The sequence below is a fragment of the Streptomyces sp. NPDC058239 genome (assembly GCF_042882185.1).
In the GTDB taxonomy this organism is placed as follows: Bacteria; Actinomycetota; Actinomycetes; order Streptomycetales; family Streptomycetaceae; genus Streptomyces.
This window is the reverse complement of record NZ_JBHVWS010000002.1, coordinates 151,798-172,146: the sequence shown is the minus strand read 5'-3', so window position 1 is coordinate 172,146 and position 20,349 is coordinate 151,798. Positions and strand designations below refer to the sequence as shown.

Sequence of the window (20,349 nt, the reverse complement as noted above, 5' to 3'; positions counted from 1 at the left end):
GGCGGGGGCCGTTCCCCCTTGTCCGCCGGGCCCGTTGAACATCCCGGTGTGGTGATACGTACCTCCCGGTACTGCCGTACCGGCAGTAGTTCGACGCCGTCACGCCTCGGCCCGGGAGAGACCTTGTTGCGACGCATCAACGGAACGGCCCTCATCATCGCGGCGCTCGTCGCCACGCTCGGCGCGCTCGCCTATCCCGTCTGGTCCTATGCCGACCGCTCGGGCACCGGCCAGGCCAATCTGGACGCCTCGACCGTCGCCACCCAGTGGGGTCCGCTCTCCGCGACCGACCGGGACCTCCTGGTGAAGGTGCGTCTCGCCGGACTCTGGGAGTTGCCCGCCGGGCAGCAGGCCATCGAGCGCGCGCCGACCCGGGCGATCAGTGCGGCCGGGGACCATCTGGTGGTCGGGCACACGGATCTGGACCGCCGGGCCCGGGACGTGGCGGCCAGGCTCGGTGTGGAGCTGCCGAACCAGCCGACGGAGCAGCAGCAGGGCTGGCTGCGCGAGCTGACGGCGGCGCGCGGCCAGGAGTACGAGCGCAAGTTCGCCAATCTGCTGAGGGACGCGCACGGCAAGGTCTTCGCTCTGATCGCCCAGGTCCGGCACACCACCCGCAATTCGCTGATCCGGCAGCTGGCGACCGACGCCAACCAGACGGTGCTCGATCACATCACCATGCTGGAGGGCACCGGCTTCGTGGACTTCGACGCGATCGCGCGCGAGGCGGCGGGCGCGGCGACGGCCAGCCCGACAGGGCCGCCCGCTCCGGCCGGCACGGTCGTTCCGGCGGTGCCGGTGCCGGCGGAGCCGACCGGGGACATGTCGTTCACCTCGCGGCCCTCCACGATGCCGATGCCCTGACCGCCCCGGACCGGGAACCTCAAATCAACCTCTGAACGTCCCCCTCTTCGGATTCGCCACCGCCCACGAGGGCCATTAGCCCTGCACGGAGTGGAGGAGGGGGACGACATGAAGCTGGGAATCGGCATCGGCTGGCGGCCGGAGATCGCAGAGTCCGTCGAGGCGCTGGCGGGGATCGACTGGGTGGAGGCGGTCGCGGAGAACATCTGCACCGACCATCTGCCCGATTCGCTGGTGCGGCTCAGGGCACGCGGTGTCACCGTCGTCCCGCACGGCGTCTCGCTCGGCCTCGGCGGGGCGGAGCGTCCCGACGCCGGCCGGCTCGCGGATCTCGCCGCCCGGGCCGAGCTGCTCTCCACGCCGCTGGTCACCGAGCACATCGCGTTCGTACGGGCCGGGGGGCCGCGCACCGCTTCGCCGGGGCTGGAGGCGGGTCATCTGCTGCCCGTGCCGCGGACCTGGGACGCGCTGGACGTGCTGTGCGAGAACGTACGGATCGCGCAGGACTCGCTGCCGGTGCCGCTGGCACTGGAGAACATCGCGGCGCTGATCTCCTGGCCCGACGAGGAGCTGACCGAAGGGCAGTTCCTGGCGGAGCTGGTCGAGCGCACCGGCGTCCGGCTGCTGATCGATGTCGCCAATCTGCACACCAACCACGTCAACCGCGGTGAGGACCCGGCCACCGCGCTCGACGAACTGCCGGTGGAGGCCATCGCGTACGTACATGTGGCGGGCGGCGTCGAGAAGGACGGCGTCTGGCACGACACCCACGCCCACCCGGTCACCGAGCCCGTGCTCGACGTCCTCTCCGAACTCCGCTCCCGGGTCGACCCGCCCGGCGTACTCCTGGAAAGGGACGACGACTTCCCGCCGGCCGAGGAACTGACGGGCGAACTGATCACGATCCGCGCCACGCTGGACCGGGCGGCTGCCCTCGGCGCCGGTGCGTCGGCGCACGCCGGGGAATCCGTATCGCGACCTGCCCGGAGCCCCGGTCCGTCCCCGGAATCCGCGCGGGACCGGGTCGGGGTCGCCCAGACCGCGTTGCTCTCCGCCCTCGTCGCGGGCACCCCCGCCCCGCAGGGCTTCGACCGCCGCCGTCTCGGGATCCAGAGCCGTGCCCTGGCCGCCAAGCGCGCCGGGGTCGTCGCCAAAGTGGCACCCGAGCTGCCGGAGATTCTGGGCGCCGGCTACCGGGACGCCTTCCTCGCGTACGCCAGGAACCGTCCCATGTCCGCCGGCTACCGGCGCGACGCGCTGGACTTCGCCGAGGGGCTGCTGATCGCCGGCCGGCCCACCGACGACGCGGCACGGCGCCGGCTGACCCACTGGTGGCAGGACCGGGCCGCCGCGCGACCGCCGCGCCGCTCCACCCGGCTGGTACGAGCGGCCCGTGCGGCCCTGGTCGGAAGGTGACGGTCATGAACACCCTCGCAGTGCTGATGGATCTCGGCATCGTGGTCTCGTCGGTCCTCCTGATCGTGGGGCTCACCCGTGCCCGTGGCGGGTCCGGCGGCCCCGCCCACGACCTCTTCGAAGTCGCCTTCCTGAACGGTGGTCCGGGCAGGGTGGTGGACACCGCGCTCACCGCGATGCAGACGGACGGGCGGCTCACCATCGGCGGTCCCGGCATCGTCGCCGTCCAGCAGGTGGACGCCCGTGACCCGGTGGAGCGTGCGGTGCTCCAGGAACACGCCATGGCGCCCAGTGGCGCGCTGCACACCCTGCGCGACGCGGTGATGCGGCACCCCGCGGTGCAGGAGATCGGCGACGGTCTCGCGGCCCGCGGTCTGCTGGTCCCGCCCACGGCGAGCCGTACGTGGCTCCGCTGGGGCATCGCGCAGGGGCTGATATGTCTGCTGGCCATCCCGCTCACGGTCGTGATGACGGCTGTGCAGTCCATGTCCGACTACGCGGCCGACATGGACTTCTCCGTACCGTTCATCTTCAAAGTCCTCCCCTTCCTGCTGGTCGGCTTCCCGATCGGCTTCGTCTGCGCCGCCGTCGCCCGGGGGCGGGTCACCAAGGCGGGGCGCCGGGCCGCCGAGGCGTACCGCACCGCCCATGCGTACGACCCGCACCCGGCCCATCTGGTGGCCACGCACGGACTGCGGGCCCTCCCCGATCCCGTACTGCAGACGCAGCTGATCGCGGCGGCCAGGATGCGCCCGGCGGGACGGCCCCTGCGCTCGGGCTCGTCCTCGTCCTCGGACTCCTCCGGCCTGTTCGTCGCACCGGCGGTGTGGTGCGCCGGTACGGGCCCGGGCAACGGCAGCTGCGGAAGCTCCAATGGCAGTGGCAGCAGCGGAGGTGGCGGCGGGTGCAGTTCGGGGTCGAGCTGCGGTTCGGGGTCCAGTTGCAGCTCAGGGTCCGGCTGCGGCGGGTCGAGCGGCTCCAGTTGCTCCAGCAGCAGCGGTTCCAGCTGCGGTGGCGGGTCCAGTTGTGGCAGCAGCTCCTGAGCGACGGCGGTGTCCCGCTGCCCGGCTCACGCCGCCGAACCGTCCGCATGATGAACAGGCCATGGCGTTCCACGCCCGACTCGCATAGAAATCCGCCATGCTCTGGGTACTGTTTCTGCTGGTCGCATGGGGTGCGGCAGCCATCTCGTGCATCCGGCTCTGTATCGTCGCCGCCCGCACGGGGCTGCTGCACGACACATCCGCGGATTCCGCACGGAAGGTGCCGGACGGTCCTGAACTGACCCTGTACGAGACCGCGTTCCTGGCCGGCGGCCCGCACCGGGTGGTCGATCTGGCGCTGGTCGCCATGCATCTGCGACGGCGGCTGCTGCTCGCCCACACCGGGTGGGCGACGGTCGTCGACCCGGAGGGCCGGGACGAGATGGAGCGCACGGTGATCCGTGCCATCGGTCCGCAGGGACAGTCCCCCATACCGCCTGTCCGGACGGCCGTGGCGGCCGCCGAAACCGTGCGCGCCCTGGCCGACCGGCTCGTCACCGCGGGCCTGGCCGTCCCCGGCGGCGCCGGAACCGATGTCGCCGCCGCGGTCCGGGCGGTGCGCGCCGCGGCTCTGCTGGTGGTCGCGATGGGCACTGTCGCGCTGCTGATACCCGGTCAGGAGCGCAGCGCCGACGGTCCGGTGGTCCCGCTGCTCGTCTGGTTCGGGCTGCCGCTCGCACTGACGCTGGGCTGTCTGATCATCGCCCGGATGGAGATCCATCCGTACAGCTCCTGGGCCTCACCTGCCGGGCAGCGACTGCTTGCCGCGAACGAGATCACGGCGACGGAGGACCATGGCGTCCTGGCGGCGATTGCCGTACGGGGCGTGCGCGCCGTGGACGATCCGGCGCTGCGGGCCGCGCTCGGGGTCCACGGTCCGTCCAGCTGATACTCCCCCGGCGGCGAGACCCGTGGGAGCACAGGTCCATTCCCTCCCCCACGAGGTCGAGGCCGGCTCCACAGCAGAGCAACCGATTCAATGACGATCAGTCAGTTCTCGTCGTGGAGCCAGATGTTGACGAGCAGGGACAGCAGTGGCACGACGGGCCGGCACCAGGACGGGCTGTTGCCCCTGCATCGCAGCCGGTCCAGTCGGTTGTCACCTTCTCCCGCAGGTAACGCATGCACACCCCCGCTGCAGGCTCGGCATCAGAGGGGAAAGGAGTAATGATGGAAATCGACAAGCCGACGTCACGTATTTCATAGCGAAAATGACCGGCGGCCCGACCGGACTGATGCGAGAACGGTGGCGACAGTCCAGCTGACCTCCTGTTCCGACCGTGTCCCGGCAACGTCGCGGTCTTCCGCACATGGCATTGCCTTGCAAAACGCCATAAGTGACTGAACAACCCGCCCTGCCGTTTCCTCGGTGGTCGGTCGGCACCGCCCCGGGACCTCGGAGCAGAAGAGAGCCCCCGGTGAAGTCCATAGTTGAGCAGCTGCGCGCCTCACCCAGGTCTGCGGACGACGTCCCGGACCGGCCGGCAGTGTCCGCCGGCGACTGCGGACTGCTTCTCATCAGGATCACGTTCGGCCTGCTGATGGCAGGGCACGGCTGTCAGAAACTCTTCGGAATTTTCGGTGGTGACGGTCTCACCGCCACGGGCAAGGGGTTCGCCGCACTGGGCTACCGCCCCGGGACGGTCTACGCCGTCATCGGCGGCGGCTCCGAGTTCCTGGGAGGCATCGGTCTGGCGCTGGGACTGTTCACGCCACTGGCGGCGGCTGCCCTGATAGGCGTGATGATCAACGCCATGGTGACCGTCACCGCGGCACACGGTCTGTGGGAAACGCAGGGTGGCGTGGAGTACAACCTGTGCATCACGGCCGTCGCACTCGGCATCGCCGCCATCGGCCCCGGACGGCTCGCTCTCGACCGGCCGTTCCGCTGGGGAAAGGGCGGTTGGTATGAAGCCGCCTTCGCGCTGTGCCTCGGCGGCATCGGCGCCGCCATCACGCTGAGTCTCTAGGCTCGCCGCCTCGGTTGTGACGGGGCCTGTCGACGGTTGGCAGCCGGCGGTCGGAAGTGTGAGTGCCCATGCGTCGCCGTATTCGCGATGACCACATGACGATGTCGCGCGGTGCACTGTGCGCTGCGGCTGTCCCGTTCGGGCTCGGCGCCTTCGACAGCACCGCGGATGGGAGCCGTGCTCCGCGTGCTTCTCTGTGGGTTCCGGGGTCGCCGCAGGTCGGAGCCTGCGGCGAACCCGGAGCCGAACCCGGTGTCGCTGGAACGACGGGCAGCGCGGAACGCGCCGGTGCCCGTCGTCTGATCTTCCGGGTTGGGGTGGTCGGAGCCCGCTCGCTACGCGAGTCCGGCCACCAGGTCTGCAACCGACTTCCTGCGCCCCGTGTAGAACGGGACCTCCTCGCGGACGTGCATCCGCGCCTCGGAGGCCCGCAGGTGGCGCATCAGGTCGACGATGCGGTGCAGCTCGTCGGCCTCGAAGGCGAGGATCCACTCGTAGTCGCCGAGCGAGAAGGAGGCGACGGTGTTGGCCCGGACGTCGGGGTAACCACGGGCCATCTTGCCGTGGTCCGCGAGCATGCGGCGACGGTCCTCGTCCGCCAGCAGGTACCAGTCGTAGGAGCGCACGAAGGGGTAGACGCTGATGTAGTTGCGCGGCGTCTCGTCGGCCAGGAACGCCGGGATGTGCGACTTGTTGAACTCGGCGGGGCGGTGCAGCGCCATGTTCGACCAGACCGGCTCCATCGCCAGGCCCAGCTTGGTGCGCCGGAAGAGGTTGTACGCCTCCTGCAGCTCGTCCGCGGTCTCGGCGTGCCACCAGATCATGATGTCGGCGTCGGCACGCAGGCCGGAGAGGTCGTAGGTGCCGCGGACGGTGATGTCCTTCGCCGCGAGCTGGTCGAACAGCTCCTGGACCTCGTCGGCGTAACCGGCACGGTCCGCGGGCAGGACATCGCGCAGCTTGAAGACGGACCACAGCGTGTAGCGGATGACCTCGTTGAGGTCCTTGGCCTTCTTGCCGGCGTTGGGGATCTTCTCAGGCGCACTCATACGGCTATTGTCCCGCCTCGCTCCGTGTGCCCTGAACCAGGGTCGACGTGGCGATGATCTCTTCCCCGGACCCGCCGGTGAGGTCGCGGGCGATCTCGTCGGCGGCACGGTGGGCGCTCGCGATGCACGCCGGGATGCCGACCCCGTCGTAGACCGCTCCGCAGACCCGCAGGCCGGTCAGCTTGGCGACCTCGTCACGGATCCGGGCGACCCGGGAGAGGTGGCCCACGGGGTACTGGGGCAGTCCGCCGATCCACCGGGTGACCTCGGTGTCCACGGGCTTCGCGGCCAGTCCGGTCGCCTCGGCGAGGTCACGCAGAGATACGTCGACCAGCTCGCTGTCCTCGCGGTGCAGGTGGTCCTCCTCGCCGTACCGGCCGACGGAGGTGCGCAGGACGAACAGGTCGGGGGCGGAGTCGGCGACCCAGTTCCACTTGTGGGTGGAGAAGGTGGAGGCCTTGATGGTGCGGCCGTCGACCGGCGGTACGAGGAAGCCGGAGCGTCCGTCGAGTGCGCCGGTGGCGGCCACCTCGGAGCGGCGGAACGCCATGGTGACGAGCGCCATCGACGCGTACTCGACACCGGCGAGCTCGGCGGAGGCGGCCGGGGACTCGGCGGCGAGCAGGGTGGAGGCGGACCAGGCCGGGGCGGCAAGCACGATGCCGTCGGCGGTGATCACCCGGGTGTCCGTGCGGACGTCCCAGCCGTCGGTGGTACGGGTCAGGCCGAGGACGGGGGTGGCGGTCAGGATCTCCCCGCCCGCCGCGCGTACGGCGTCGGCGACCGCGTACGGCAGGGTGCCGATACCGCCGTCGATGCCCTGGAAGACCGGTCCGGTCTGCTGCCGGGCCGCGGCCCGCTCCTGGATGCGCCGGACGCCGTCGAGCAGCGAGCCGCCCTCCCGCACCACCTCGAAGAGCTGCGGTACGGCGGCACGCATCGAGATCCGGTAGGCATCGCCCGCGTACACGCCGCCGAGCAGCGGTTCCACGAGCCGGTCGACGACCTCGCGGCCCAGCCGGTCGGCGACGTACGCGCCGACCGCGACATCGTCGCCGACGGTGGTCGGGGTGAGGTCGCGCTCCTGTGCGATGCGCGCGAGGCCCTCCGGGGAGAGCACCCCGCTGACCGCCGCCGGGTCGCCGGGTACGCCCATCACATGGCCCTTGGGCATGGGTCGCAGGGCGTCGCGCGTCCAGACCGATGCGGTGGCGGTGGCGGGCGGCTGGAGGCGGTCGCCGAGCCCGACGGCGCGCGCCAGGGCGACGGCTTCGGGACGCCGGGCGAGCATCGACTCGGCGCCCAGGTCGACCCGGGTACCCGCGATGTCACCGGTCATGAGTTTGCCGCCGAGCCGGTCGGTGGCCTCGAGGAGGGTGACCCGCAGCCCGGTCCCGAGGAGCCGGTGGGCGGCGGCGAGACCGGCGATGCCACCGCCGATGACGACGACATGACCCGTACCTGTGTCCGCGCGGTTTATTGAACGCTGCATGCCTCCACTCTCTCAAACCTGTTCCGAGTCCTGAACGTGACCGCTTCGAAACCGGTATCAGGCAACCCGCACCACCGCCCCGCACGTCGAACCGGCACCATCAACCACCCACCTCGGGGGAGCAGTTATGCAGACAGACCGGCATCCTGGCCGTTCATCCGGCCGTCGTTCGCGCACGATCCTGGCCGCCGGGCTGCTGGCCGGCCTCCTCGCACTGAGCGGCTGCGGCGCCGCCGACAGTGCGAGCGACGAGAGTTCCGGGGACAACAAGAGAGCGATCTCCGCGGACGAGCGGGGCGCCGCGGACGCCGCGGCCGGGAAGACGGCACAGGCTCCGCAGGAGGCCGGTGGTTCGTCGGCGGAGCAGAAGAAGCCCGACGCCCTGGCCGCCGGCACCCATGTCATCCGTACCGCCACGCTCTCGGTGGAGGTGAAGAGCGTGGCGAAGGCTGCCGCGGCCGCCCGCTCGGTCGCGGAGGGTTCGGGCGGCCTGGTGGCCCGCGAGGAGACGGAGCGGGTCGACGACACGCATGAAATGTCACATCTCGTACTGCGTGTTCCGCAGGGTGAGTACGACGCGGTGCTGCGGGATCTCTCGGGCGCCGGAAAGCTGTTGTCGCGCACGTCGTCCGCGAAGGACGTCACCGACCAGGTGGTCGACGTGGAGAGCCGGATCGCCACCCAGCGGGCGAGCGTGGCGCGGGTGCGCAAGCTGATGGACCGGGCCGAGAAGCTCACCGATGTGGTCGCGCTGGAAGGTGAACTGAGCAGTCGTCAGGCTTCTTTGGAGTCGCTGCTCGCCCAGCAGGAGTCGCTGAAGGACCGCACCACGCTCGCCACGATCACGCTCGACCTCTCCGAGCCGGAGACGGTGGCGAAGGACGGCGACGACGACCCCGGTTTCCTGGACGCACTCGGCGGCGGCTGGCACGCGTTCGTCACGATGCTGCGGTGGCTCGCGATGGCGGTGGGTGCCGCGGCCCCGTTCCTGGCCGCGGCCGCCGTACTTCTGCTGCTGTGGCGGCTGCTCCCGGGCCGCCGGCCCCGACGCCGTGCGCCGCGGGCGCCCGAGCGGCCCGAGCCCTCGTCCACACCCCCGGCGTCGTAGCGTGGTCCCTTCGGACTCGGCGTCGAAGGGACCAGGCATGACGGCGGAGCGACTGGTAGTCATCGGCGGTGACGCGGCGGGCATGTCCGCCGCGTCCCAGGCCCGCAGGCTCAAGGGTCCCGACGAGCTGAGCATCGTCGCCTTCGAGCGGGGCCATTTCACCTCGTACTCCGCCTGCGGCATCCCCTACTGGGTCGGTGGCGACGTCACGGAGCGGGACGACCTCATCGCCCGTACGCCAAAGGAGCACCGGGCCCGCGACATCGACCTGCGGATGCGAACAGAGGTCACGGAGATCGATGTCGCCGGGCAGCGGGTGCGGGCCCTGGACCGGGAGACCGGTGAGACGTACTGGACGGGCTTCGACAAGCTGGTGATCGCGACGGGAGCCCGGCCGGTGCGTCCGGCGCTGCCCGGCATGGACGCGCCCGGGGTGCACGGGGTGCAGACGCTGGACGACGGGCAGGCGCTGCTGGAGTCGCTGGACCGGGTGGCGCCGGAGCGCAGGCGGGCGGTCGTCGTCGGGGCGGGCTACATCGGCGTCGAGATGGCGGAGGCGATGCTGAAGCACGGCTTCGAGGTGACCGTGCTCAACCGCGGCGAGCAGCCGATGGCGACGCTCGACCCCGACATGGGGCGGCTGGTCCATGACGCGATGGACGGCCTGGGCATCACCACGGTCAACCGGGCCGAGGTCACCGCGATCCGCACCGGCCCGGACGGCCGGGTCCGCGCCGTCGTCGCGGGCGGCGCCTCCTACCCGGCGGACGTGGTGGTGCTCGGTATCGGTGTGGAGCCGGAGACGACGCTGGCGCGGGCCGTCGGCCTCCCGCTGGGCCCGCACGGCGGCCTGCTCACCGATCTGTCGATGCGGGTCGTCGGGCACGACAACATCTATGCGGGCGGCGACTGTGTCGAGGTCCTCGACCTGGTGGCGGGCCGTACCCGCCACATCGCGCTGGGCACCCATGCCAACAAGCACGGCCAGATCATCGGGGCCAATGCGGGCGGCGGCTACGGGACGTTCCCGGGGGTGGTGGGCACCGCGGTGAGCAAGGTGTGCGATCTGGAGATCGCCCGCACCGGGCTGCGGGAGAAGGACGCCCGCGCGGTGGGCCTGCGGTTCGTCACGGCGACGATCGAGTCGACGGGCCGGGCGGGCTACTACCCGGGGGCGCAGCCCATGACGGTGAAGATGCTCGCGGAGTACCGCACGGGGCGGCTCCTCGGTGTGCAGATCGTGGGCCGGGAGGGGGCTGCCAAGCGCGTGGACATCGCGGCCGTGGCGCTCACGGCCGGGATGACGGTGGACCAGATGACCGCCCTGGACCTGGGCTACGCCCCGCCGTTCTCACCGGTCTGGGACCCCGTCCTGGTGGCGGCCCGCAAGACGGTGACGGTACTGCGGCGGGCGGGCACCGCCTGAGTGCGCGGTGCCCGGTGTCCTCTGCCGCTCAGCGCGCGGTCCGTTCGTGCACGTACTCCACGAGCCGCGTCAGTGCGTCCGGGTCCATCGACGGCATGACGCCGTGGCCCAGGTTGAAGACATGGCCCTCGAGACCGGCGGCCGCGTCCAGTACCTCCTGGGCCTTCTCCTCCACCGTCGCCGTCGGCGCGAACAGCACCGCGGGGTCGAGGTTGCCCTGGAGCGCCTTGCCGGGGCCGACGCGGCGCGCGGCCTCGTCCATGGGAACCCGCCAGTCGACGCCGACGACATCCGCGCCTGCCTCGCCCATCAGGCCGAGGAGTTCGCCGGTGCCGACACCGAAGTGGATGCGCGGGACCCCGTACGGGGCGACGGCCTCGAAGACCTTCGCCGAGGCGGGGAGCACCGAACGCCGGTAGTCGGCGGGGGCCAGCGCGCCCACCCAGGAGTCGAAGAGCTGGACGGCCGAGGCACCGGCCTCGATCTGGACCTTGAGGAAGGCGCCGGTGATCTCGGCGAGCCGGTCGAGCAGATCCGCCCAGAGCTGCGGGTCGCCGTACATCAGGGCCTTGGTGTGCTCGTGGTTGCGGGACGGTCCGCCCTCCACGAGGTAGCTCGCGAGCGTGAAGGGCGCGCCCGCGAAACCGATGAGCGGGGTGGAGCCCAGTTCGGCAGTGAGCAGGCCGATGGCCTCGGTGACGTAACTGACGTCCTCGGGCGTGAGGTCGCGCAGCCGGGCCAGATCGGCGCGGGTGCGGATCGGATCGGCGATGACCGGGCCGACCCCGGGCTTGATGTCGAGGTCGATCCCGATGGCCTTGAGCGGTACGACGATGTCGCTGAAGTAGACCGCGGCGTCGACCTTGTGGCGACGGACGGGCTGCATCGTGATCTCCGCGACCAGCTCCGGCATCGTGCAGGAGTCGAGCATCGGGATGCCCTCGCGCACCTTCAGGTACTCCGGCAGCGAACGTCCTGCCTGGCGCATGAACCAGACCGGCGTGTGCGGTACGGGCTCGCGGCGGCATGCCTTCAGGAACGCCGACTCATGGGTGGCGGATGTCTTCGTCTGCTGGCCCATGGGGCGGTCGTTGTCACTCACACACAGAATCTTCGCACGAAGCCGCAAGCAGCCGGGCCCGCGCGGGTGTCCCTCCCTGCGCGAGGCTCCGGTTCCGCCTACTCTTCCCCGCATGGCTCCGGCTCAGGGACAGTTCTCCGATCAAACCGATGGCGCTGACAGCAAGGACAGCGCGGAGGGTGGTTCCGTCCCGCCCGCGTTCCGGTCGGCAGTGGACGCGTTGCACTCGGCGCGACTGCGTCCCGAGCTGGAAGTGGAGCCGACGCGGCCGCCCAAGCGGCTCGCTCCGTACGCGTACGCCCTGGAGGCCGCGGTCGTGGACGGCGAGGACGATCTCGCCGACGGCCGCCTCGTACTGCTCCACGATCCGGCCGGGCACGACACCTGGCAGGGCACCTTCCGCCTGGTGACGCTGGTACGAGCCGAGCTGGAGCCGGAGATGGCCTCCGATCCGCTGTTGCCGGAGGTGTGCTGGTCATGGCTGACCGGTGCGCTGGAGGCGCGCGGTCTGTCGTACGGGGAGGCGAGCGGCACGGTGACCCGGGCAGGGTCGCACTACTTCGGTGCGCTGGCCACAAGACGCCCGGCGACGCAGATCGAGATCCGGGCGTCGTGGACACCGCGCGAGGGCCGTGGCGGGGTGCCGGACACGGCGGCGCATCTGATGGCGTGGGGCGATCTGCTGTGTCAGATCGCCGGCCTGCCACCGTCCGGCCCCGCCGATGCCGCGGTGGTGACACTCCCCCAGCGGCGCGGCCCCCAGGTTCCCTGAACCTGTCCTGAATCCGTCCCGAACCCTTCCCCTTGCCGGTAACGCTGCGTCACAACCATCGCAAAGTCACCGGCATTCTTTTCGTACAATCGATCACATGTCCGATTTGTCCGAATTGTTACTCACCAAATAGTGATCTTCCTCTAAAGGAGGACGGGTCTGCTGCCGAAGAGGTCAATGACCCTTCAAGCACGGTTCGCCCCGGCTTCATCCCCGAGCCGGCCCGTCCCGCCACTCCCCAGGAGGCCTGGTGTCCGTTCTCCTAGAGCAGCCCGCAAGCCTGGTCGCCTACCGCCCGAACAAGCCGACGGCCATGGTCGTCGTGGCCGACCCGCGCGTCCGTTCCACCGTCACCCGCCATCTGTGGGCACTCGGAGTACGTGACGTCATCGAGGCGTCGTCCATCGCGGAGGCCCGTCCCCGCGTCGGCAATCCACGCGACATCTGCGTAGCCGACGTCCACCTGCCCGACGGTTCCGGGCTGACCCTGTTGTCCGAGACCCGAGCCGCCGGCTGGCCGAACGGCCTCGCCCTCTCCGCCGCCGATGACATCGGCGCCGTACGCAACGCCCTCGCGGGCGGCGTGAAGGGCTACGTCGTCACCGGCACCCGAACCAATATCGGCCACCCCACCCGTCCCGGCGTCGCTCCCATCGGCGCCACTGCCGCCCGTATGCACCGCCGGCCCCCCGGCACCCCGAGCCACCCGGGCGGCTACCGCGAACTGTCCGGCCGCGAGGTCGAGGTCCTCCGGCTGGTCGCCGAAGGCCAGTCCAACAAGGCCATCGGCGTCTCCATGGGCCTGTCCGCCCTGACCGTCAAGAGCCACCTCGCCCGAATCGCCCGCAAGCTCGGCACCGGAGACCGCGCAGGAATGGTCGCCGTCGCCCTGCGAACGGGCATCATCCACTGACCCCCGCACCCCGGCAAGTACACACAGCCATACGCACCGGCTGGATTACATTCATCAGCGCCCGTCGACGGAACGTTCCGTCGACGGGCGCCGTACATACACAGATACCCTTGACACGTGACCGACGCCCAAGAGACCGCAGCAGACACTTCACTGCGAACCACCGGGGGCGCCCCCCCGGACGACGTCGCCCCGGCGCCGATCCCCTTGCTCGAACCTCGAGAGGGCATTCCCCCGGTGGTGGCATCCGACGACGCCCTCGCCCGGGTGATCGCCGCCTTCGCCACGGGCTCCGGCCCGGTGGCCGTCGATGCCGAGCGCGCCTCCGGCTACCGCTACGGCCAGCGCGCCTACCTCGTGCAGCTGCGCCGCGACGGCGCGGGCAGCGCACTGATCGACCCTGTCGGCTGCCCCGATCTGTCGGGGCTCGGCGACGCCCTGAGCGGCAGCGAGTGGATCCTGCACGCCGCCACTCAGGACCTGCCCTGTCTGCGTGAAATAGGGATGACTCCCACCGGGCTCTTCGACACCGAGCTGGCCGGACGGCTGGCCGGCTTCCCGCGGGTCGGCCTCGGCGCCATGGTCGAGAGCGTGCTCGGGTACTCACTGGAGAAGGGCCACTCCGCCGTCGACTGGTCGACCCGTCCGCTGCCCGACCCCTGGCTGCGTTATGCGGCGCTCGACGTCGAGCTGCTGATCGATCTGCGCAACGCCCTGGAGGACGAGCTCGACCGGCAGGGCAAGCTGGAGTGGGCGCGGGAGGAGTTCGACGCGATCGCCTCCGCGCCGCCCGCTCCCCCGCGCAAGGACCCGTGGCGCCGCACCTCCGGCATGCACAAGGTCCGCCGCCGCCGTCAGATGGCGGTGGTACGGGAGCTGTGGAACGCCCGTGATCAGGTCGCGCAGCGCCGTGACATCTCGCCCGGCAAGGTCCTCGGTGACGCCGCGATCGTCGAGGCGGCCCTCTCGCTCCCGCCGAACGTCCAGGCGCTGACCGCCCTGCCGGGCTTCGGCCACCGCATGGGCCGGCGTCAGCTGGAGCAGTGGCAGGCGGCCATCGACCGGGCCAAGGCACTGCCGGACGCCGAGCTCCCCCAGCCCGGCCAGACCCTCGCAGGTCCGCCGCCGCCCCGTGCCTGGGCGGACAAGGACCCGGCGGCAGCGGCCCGGCTCTCGGCCGCCCGTGCCGCGGTGTCGGAGCTCGCCGAGCGGCTCCACATGCCGCAGGAGAACCTGATCACCCCGGACACGGTGCGCCGGGTCTGCTGGGAGCCGCCGAAGAATCCGACCGCGGACGCGATCGAGTCCGTGCTCACCGGGTACGGCGCGCGGCACTGGCAGATCGAACAGGTGACCCCACTTCTGGTCCGAGCGCTGATGTCGGCGGCCTGAGGGCTCGCCTCTGAGGGTCGTAATCACGCCAGGTTGCGCGGCCTCCGGCCACCCCCTGTCCCCAATCGCCGGACGGGCTGCTTTCGCCGCCCCGTCCGGCGATTGCCGTTTCCGGCGCGGCCCCGACACGTCCGGCAGTCCGCCGCCGGCCCGTCCGGCGTTCGAGGCCGAAACGGCCCTCGCGACCGCCCCGACCGCATGTGACCTTCGCCGCTCCCGCCACAGGGGCTGGGCAGTCTGGTTACCCGCAAGTAGCATGAGGGGAGCGGCGCGCCTGTGGGCGTGCCCCGCAGCAGTGCCATCCCGCACCCTGGAGGAGAGCCACCGTGCCTCGTACCATCCGGGACGTCGTCTTCGTCGACGGCGTCCGCACCCCGTTCGGCAAAGCGGGCCCGAAGGGCATCTACCACGAGACCCGCGCCGACGATCTCGTCGTGAAGGCCATCCGGGAGCTGCTGCGCCGCAACCCGGACCTGGACCCCGCGAAGATCGACGAGGTCGCCATCGCCGCGACCACCCAGATCGGCGACCAGGGTCTGACGCTGGGCCGCACCGCCGGAATCCTGGCCGGTCTGCCGCAGTCCGTCCCCGGTTACTCCATCGACCGCATGTGTGCGGGCGCCCTGACCGCCGTCACCTCGACGGCCGGTTCCATCGCCTTCGGCGCGTACGACGTCGTCGTCGCCGGTGGTGTCGAGCACATGGGCCGCCACCCGATGGGCGAGGGCGTGGACCCGAACCCGCGCTTCGTATCGGAGAAGCTGGTCGACGAGTCCGCCCTGTTCATGGGCATGACCGCGGAGAACCTGCACGACCGGTACCCGCAGATCACCAAGCTCCGCGCCGACGAGTACGCGGTCCGCTCGCAGGAGAAGGCCGCCAAGGCGTACGCCAACGGCAAGATCCAGCAGGACCTGGTGCCGGTCTCCGTGCGCCGCACCAACGCCGAGGCCGGCGAGACGGGCTGGGGCCTGGTCACCGCCGACGAGCCGATGCGTCCGGGCACCACGCTGGAGTCCCTGGCCGGTCTGAAGACCCCGTTCCGCGCCCACGGCCGGGTCACCGCCGGTAACGCCGCGGGGCTCAACGACGGCGCCACCGCCTCGCTGCTCGCCGCCGAGGACGTCGCCCGCGAGCTCGGTCTCCCGGTCAAGATGCGCCTCGTCTCGTACGCCTTCGCCGGTGTCGAGCCGGAGGTCATGGGCTACGGTCCGATCCCCGCGACGGAGAAGGCTCTCGCCAAGGCCGGTCTGTCGATCGGTGACATCGGCCTGTTCGAGATCAACGAGGCGTTCGCCGTCCAGGTGCTCGCCTTCCTCGACCACTACGGCATCGCCGACGACGACGCGCGCGTCAACCAGTACGGCGGCGCCATTGCGTACGGCCACCCGCTGGCCTCGTCCGGTGTGCGTCTGATGACGCAGCTGGCCCGCCAGTTCGAGGAGCAGCCGCAGGTCCGCTACGGCCTGACCACCATGTGCGTCGGCTTCGGCATGGGCGCGACGGTCATCTGGGAGAACCCGCACTTCGACAAGGCAGACGGAGGCAACAAGTGAGCTCCACCACTGAGCTTCTGAAGGGTGCGGCCGAGCTGTTCCCGGGCGAGGTCGTCACGCAGGCGCACGTGCGCCACCTCGACCTGCCGGCGGGCGCGGGCAGGTTCGCCCTCATCACGCTGGACAACGGCCTGGACCACACCAAGCCGACCACCTTCGGACCGCAGTCGCTGGCGAACCTGAACGCCGCCATCGACCAGGTCGAGAAGGAGGCCGCCGAGGGTGCGATCACCGGTATCGGTATCACCGGCAAGCCGTTCATCTTCGCCGTCGGCGCCGACCTCAAGGGCGTCGAGCTGCTGAAGAAGCACGACGACGCGCTCGCCATCGGCAAGGGCGGCCACGACGTCTTCCGGCGTCTGTCCGGCCTCGCGGTCCCGACGTTCGCGTACTACAACGGCGCGGCGATGGGCGGCGGTGTCGAGGTCGGTCTGCACTGCTCGTACCGCACCGTCTCCAAGGCGCTGCCCGCGTTCTCGCTGCCCGAGGTCTTCCTCGGTCTGGTCCCCGGCTGGGGCGGCTGCGCCCTGCTGCCGAACCTGATCGGCGCCGACCGCGCGGTCTCCGTCATCATCGAGAACTCGCTGAACCAGAACCGTCAGCTCAAGGGCAAGCAGGTCTTCGAGCTCGGGATCGCCGATGCCCTCTTCGAGGGTGCGGACTTCCTGGAGCAGTCGCTGATCTGGACGGCGGACGTGCTGAACGGCACGGTCACGGTGGAGCGCCCCGAGGTCGACCGCGGTGACGCCTGGGACCAGGCCGTCGCCCGCGGCAAGGCGATCGCCGACTCCAAGGTGCACGGCGCCGCCCCGGCCGCGTACCGCGCGCTGGAGATCATCGCCGCGGCGAAGGACGGCGACCTGAGCGCCGGCTTCGACGCCGAGGACCAGGCCCTCGCGGACCTGATCATGGGCGGCGAGCTGCGCTCCGGGATCTACGCCTTCAACCTGGTCCAGAAGCGCGCCAAGCGCCCGGCCGGTGCCCCGGACAAGAGCCTGGCCCGCCCGGTCACCAAGGTCGGCGTCGTCGGCGCCGGTCTGATGGCCTCACAGCTGGCGCTGCTCTTCCTGCGCCGCCTGGAGGTGCCGGTCGTGCTGACCGACATCGACCAGGAGCGCGTCGACAAGGGTGTGGGCTACGTCCACGCCGAGATCGAGAAGCTACTGGGCAAGGGCCGGATCAACCAGGACAAGGCCAACCGCCTGAAGGCCCTGGTCTCCGGTGTGCTGGACAAGGCAGAGGGCTTCTCCGACGCCGACTTCATCATCGAGGCCGTCTTCGAGGAGATCGGCGTCAAGCAGCAGGTGTTCGCGGAGGTCGAGGCGGTCGCCCCGGCGCACGCGATCCTCGCCACCAACACCTCGTCCCTCTCGGTCACCGAGATGGCGTCGAAGCTGCAGCACCCGGAGCGGGTCGTCGGCTTCCACTTCTTCAACCCGGTCGCGATCCTCCCGCTGCTGGAGATCGTCCGCGGCGAGCAGACCGACGACGCCTCGCTGGCCACGGCGTTCGGTGTGGCGCGGAAGCTGAAGAAGACCGCGGTGCTGGTGAAGGACGCCCCGGCGTTCGTCGTCAACCGCATCCTCACCCGCTTCATGGGCGAGATCCAGAACGTCATCGACGAGGGCACTCCGGTCGAGGTCGCCGAGAAGGCCATCGAGCCCCTCGGCCTGCCGATGTCCCCGCTGGTCCTCCTGGAGCTCGTCGGCCCGGCCATCGGTCTGCATGTCTCCGAGACCCTGAACCGCGCCTTCCCGGAGCGTTTCACCGTCTCCGAGAACCTGGCCGCGGTGGTCAAGGCCGGCAAGCGCGGCTTCTACGTCTACTCCGCCGAGAATCCGGCCAAGCCGGAGCTGGACCCGGAGGTCGCCGCACTCCTCAAGCAGGGCGATGTCGTCCTGTCCGAGGAGCAGGTCCGCGACCGCGTCCTGGACGCGGTGGCGCAGGAGATCGGTCTGATGCTGGACGAGGGCGTCGTCGCCGAGGCCCAGGACATCGACCTCTGCCTGATCACCGGTGCGGGCTGGCCCTTCCACCTGGGCGGCATCACGCCGTACCTGGACCGTGAGGGCGTCTCGGAGCGGGTGAACGGCAAGAAGTTCCTGGCGCAGGGCGTGGCGAGCGTTCCGGCATAGTGCGGCCGAATAGCTGACACACCTTCACAAAAAACGCACAAGCGAGACCATGGCGGGCCGTACGAATCTCTCGTACGGCCCGCTTTCGCGTACTAAAAGTCCGGAACGTAGCCGGATCGGAACCTTTTCCTTGCAGACTCAACCTTAGTTTCTTGTTAATCTTCACCCCTACGACACGTTTGTTTCACTCGGCAGCAATGAACGGTGGATGTCCACCCCCACACTCCGCCGGATCGAGCAGATGAGCGTGTCGCTGTCACCGGTAGTGGTCGCTCAGCTAGAGGCAGAGCGGGGGAGCATGAGGTAGTCGAGCGATGGGCAATCCCGAGGCCTCTACACTGGTGCGCCTTTACAGGCGTCTCCTGCCGCATGCGCTGAGACGGCGACTCGTGCGAATCCTGCCGGCGGACAGCCGACTGTTTCTGCAGCAGTGTCTCGCGGGCCTGGGCGGCGCCTGGCGCGGCCTGCGCAAGCACCTGACCCTGCGACTCAGCAAGCGGCTCCGCCGGGACGCACGTCGGGTCGGCGTACGACTGGTCTGGTCCGGACGCAAGGTACGGGCCGCCGAGATCACCGAAGGTCTGACAGCCTCCGTCGCCCGGGCCACCAACCTCCTGCGCGTCTGCGAAGTCCTGGAGCGCCACGGCATCCCGCACTTCTGCGTGCGCGGCAATTCCGTCACGATGACCGCCGTCGCGGTCCCCGCGAGCGAACGAGCCCGGGCCGAACGAGCGCTGCGAGTGAGCCCGGTCGCCGAAGGTGCGCTGCTCGCGGGCGGCGCGACGGGGGGGCGCCCGCTGCACGCGGATCAGCGAGGCTCCTGGTCGCAGCTCGGCGAGGAAACGATTCTGCGTATCTGGTGGCTGCTCACCGACCCCGCAGGACATTGGACGCTGGGGCCCAACCATGCCTGCGTCATCGAGTTCTGGGCCGAGGACAAGGGACTGTTGCTCGCCCCCGTCCCCAACCTCACCGCCACGGCCGTGGTCGCCGCCGAAAGTGCCGTGCAGGTACCGGTCAGCCACTTCACCGGACCGATCAGCGGCGCTGTGGGCACCCCACCGCAGGTGGATACCCGGCCGGAGTTCACGCTCTCCCTTCCGGACGAAGTCACCTTCCCGGTGGACGCCGTCTACACCTGGGTGGACGGAGCCGACCCGGAGTGGATCCGCCGCAGGGCCACCGCCCTGGGCCGTACCGACTACCACGAGCAGGCCATCAGCGCCGCACGCTTCACCAGCCGCGACGAACTGCGCTACTCCCTGCGTTCACTGCACCAGTTCGCCCCCTGGCTGCGCACCATCTACCTGGTGACGGACGGTCAGGTGCCGGCCTGGCTGAACAGCGATCACCCCGGCGTGAAGGTCGTCCACCACCGCGACATCTTCACCGACGCCACCGCGCTGCCGACCTTCAACTCGCACGCCATCGAGAGCCAGCTGCACCACATTCCCGGCCTCTCCGACCACTTCCTGTACTTCAACGACGACGTCTTCCTCGGCCGCAGCGTCACCCCGGGCGAGTTCTTCCATGCCAATGGACTCTCGAAGTACTTTCCCTCCAACGCGCTCGTCCCGATGACCCCGCCCTCACCGCAGGATCCGCCGTCGGAGATCGCCGCGAAGAACAACCGCGTCGTCATAGCCGGGACCTTCGACCGGGTACTGACAAGGAAGATGAAGCATGTGCCGCACTCGCTGCGCCGCGACGTCCTCCAGGAGATCGAAGAACGGTATGCGGCCGAGCACCGGCTGACCCAGCACTCGCGGTTTCGCAGTTCCAGCGACCTGTCGATCACCTCCTCGCTGCACCACTACTACGGGCAGCAGACGAGCCGTTCCGTGACGGGAAAGATCCGCTACACCTACCTGGATCTAGCCGCCCCGAACACTGGACGACATCTGAACCGCCTGCTCGCCCAGCGCGATTACCACACCTTCTGCATCAACGACACGGTGGACGACCCCGACACGGCGGAGGCCCGCACGTCGATGCTGAAGACCTTCCTGGAGAGCTATTTCCCCGTAGCCAGCCCCTACGAGCGACCCGGACCGGGCTCGCCGCAGCCTGCCGCGAACCGGTTGGACACCGGCCGCATTGAGCCACACCCAGCACCCCGACCCTTGTGAAGT

General features: G+C 70.3%; 16 protein-coding genes. 13 read left to right on the top strand and 3 right to left on the bottom strand.

What is annotated here, in order from left to right; translation table 11 throughout:
• Positions 1-126: 126 nt before the first annotated feature.
• From ACFVYE_RS03310 to ACFVYE_RS03290, 5 genes are all read left to right on the top strand, one after another.
• Positions 127-864 (top strand): DUF4142 domain-containing protein, encoded by a 738-nt coding sequence (locus ACFVYE_RS03310; RefSeq protein WP_383960852.1) that lies wholly within the window; start codon positions 127-129, stop codon positions 862-864.
• Positions 865-972: 108 nt separating this feature from the next.
• Positions 973-2,280, top strand: a complete 1,308-nt coding sequence (locus ACFVYE_RS03305) for a DUF692 domain-containing protein (protein WP_389603830.1) — start codon at positions 973-975, stop codon at positions 2,278-2,280.
• 5 nt (positions 2,281-2,285) lie between these two features.
• Positions 2,286-3,323: a TIGR04222 domain-containing membrane protein gene (locus tag ACFVYE_RS03300; RefSeq protein WP_389603828.1), complete on the top strand. Its 1,038-nt coding sequence runs from the start codon at positions 2,286-2,288 to the stop codon at positions 3,321-3,323.
• Positions 3,324-3,420: 97 nt separating this feature from the next.
• Positions 3,421-4,212 carry a TIGR04222 domain-containing membrane protein gene (locus ACFVYE_RS03295; RefSeq protein WP_383960785.1) on the top strand — a complete coding sequence of 264 codons (792 nt, stop codon included), beginning with the start codon at positions 3,421-3,423 and terminating at the stop codon, positions 4,210-4,212.
• 538 nt (positions 4,213-4,750) lie between these two features.
• On the top strand, positions 4,751-5,293 hold the full coding sequence (locus ACFVYE_RS03290; protein WP_383960855.1) for a DoxX family protein: 543 nt from the start codon (positions 4,751-4,753) through the stop codon (positions 5,291-5,293).
• Between the two features lie 335 nt (positions 5,294-5,628).
• On the opposite strand, the gene hemQ is transcribed toward ACFVYE_RS03290, so the two are convergent.
• Positions 5,629-6,342, bottom strand: coding sequence for a hydrogen peroxide-dependent heme synthase (gene hemQ, locus ACFVYE_RS03285; RefSeq protein ID WP_383960788.1), 714 nt, complete (start codon positions 6,340-6,342; stop codon positions 5,629-5,631).
• Positions 6,343-6,346: 4 nt separating this feature from the next.
• Entirely contained in the window at positions 6,347-7,834 is a 1,488-nt protein-coding gene (hemG, locus tag ACFVYE_RS03280) for a protoporphyrinogen oxidase (protein ID WP_389603826.1), read from the bottom strand.
• A 127-nt stretch (positions 7,835-7,961) separates the two neighbouring features.
• On the opposite strand from hemG, the gene ACFVYE_RS03275 reads away from it, so the two are divergent.
• Positions 7,962-8,942, top strand: a complete 981-nt coding sequence (locus ACFVYE_RS03275; protein WP_383960794.1) for a DUF4349 domain-containing protein — start codon at positions 7,962-7,964, stop codon at positions 8,940-8,942.
• A gap of 37 nt (positions 8,943-8,979) precedes the next feature.
• The gene (locus ACFVYE_RS03270; RefSeq protein ID WP_389603824.1) at positions 8,980-10,368 is read left to right on the top strand and encodes an FAD-dependent oxidoreductase; all 1,389 of its coding nucleotides are present in this window, start codon (positions 8,980-8,982) and stop codon (positions 10,366-10,368) included.
• 28 nt (positions 10,369-10,396) lie between these two features.
• Here ACFVYE_RS03270 and hemE read toward each other — a convergent pair whose 3' ends face one another.
• Entirely contained in the window at positions 10,397-11,470 is a 1,074-nt protein-coding gene (hemE, locus tag ACFVYE_RS03265; protein WP_383960800.1) for a uroporphyrinogen decarboxylase, read from the bottom strand.
• Between the two features lie 91 nt (positions 11,471-11,561).
• Between hemE and ACFVYE_RS03260 the strand changes: the two genes are divergently transcribed.
• From ACFVYE_RS03260 to ACFVYE_RS03235, 6 genes are all read left to right on the top strand, one after another.
• On the top strand, positions 11,562-12,221 hold the full coding sequence (locus ACFVYE_RS03260) for a DUF3000 domain-containing protein (protein WP_383960803.1): 660 nt from the start codon (positions 11,562-11,564) through the stop codon (positions 12,219-12,221).
• Between the two features lie 250 nt (positions 12,222-12,471).
• A complete protein-coding gene (locus ACFVYE_RS03255; protein WP_093899280.1) occupies positions 12,472-13,134 on the top strand; it encodes a response regulator transcription factor in 663 nt (220 codons plus the stop codon).
• Positions 13,135-13,251: 117 nt separating this feature from the next.
• Positions 13,252-14,526 carry an HRDC domain-containing protein gene (locus ACFVYE_RS03250; RefSeq protein ID WP_383960806.1) on the top strand — a complete coding sequence of 425 codons (1,275 nt, stop codon included), beginning with the start codon at positions 13,252-13,254 and terminating at the stop codon, positions 14,524-14,526.
• A 326-nt stretch (positions 14,527-14,852) separates the two neighbouring features.
• On the top strand, positions 14,853-16,082 hold the full coding sequence (locus tag ACFVYE_RS03245; RefSeq protein ID WP_383960809.1) for a thiolase family protein: 1,230 nt from the start codon (positions 14,853-14,855) through the stop codon (positions 16,080-16,082).
• Complete coding sequence (locus ACFVYE_RS03240) at positions 16,079-18,217, top strand: 3-hydroxyacyl-CoA dehydrogenase NAD-binding domain-containing protein (RefSeq protein ID WP_383960812.1); 2,139 nt, start codon at positions 16,079-16,081, stop codon at positions 18,215-18,217. Before ACFVYE_RS03245 ends, ACFVYE_RS03240 begins: the two co-directional genes overlap by 4 nt.
• Before the next feature lie 389 nt (positions 18,218-18,606).
• Entirely contained in the window at positions 18,607-20,346 is a 1,740-nt protein-coding gene (locus ACFVYE_RS03235; protein ID WP_389603821.1) for a stealth family protein, read from the top strand.
• Positions 20,347-20,349: the final 3 nt, after the last annotated feature.

Coding starts and splice junctions, on each gene's coding strand:
- ACFVYE_RS03305 (WP_389603830.1), top strand. CDS start 973: ATGAAGCTGGGAATCGGCATCGGCTGGCGGCCGGAGATCGCAGAGTCC.
- ACFVYE_RS03300 (WP_389603828.1), top strand. CDS start 2,286: ATGAACACCCTCGCAGTGCTGATGGATCTCGGCATCGTGGTCTCGTCG.
- ACFVYE_RS03295 (WP_383960785.1), top strand. CDS start 3,421: ATGCTCTGGGTACTGTTTCTGCTGGTCGCATGGGGTGCGGCAGCCATC.
- hemQ (WP_383960788.1), bottom strand. CDS start 6,342: ATGAGTGCGCCTGAGAAGATCCCCAACGCCGGCAAGAAGGCCAAGGAC.
- ACFVYE_RS03275 (WP_383960794.1), top strand. CDS start 7,962: ATGCAGACAGACCGGCATCCTGGCCGTTCATCCGGCCGTCGTTCGCGC.
- hemG (WP_389603826.1), bottom strand. CDS start 7,834: ATGCAGCGTTCAATAAACCGCGCGGACACAGGTACGGGTCATGTCGTC.
- ACFVYE_RS03260 (WP_383960803.1), top strand. CDS start 11,562: ATGGCTCCGGCTCAGGGACAGTTCTCCGATCAAACCGATGGCGCTGAC.
- ACFVYE_RS03270 (WP_389603824.1), top strand. CDS start 8,980: ATGACGGCGGAGCGACTGGTAGTCATCGGCGGTGACGCGGCGGGCATG.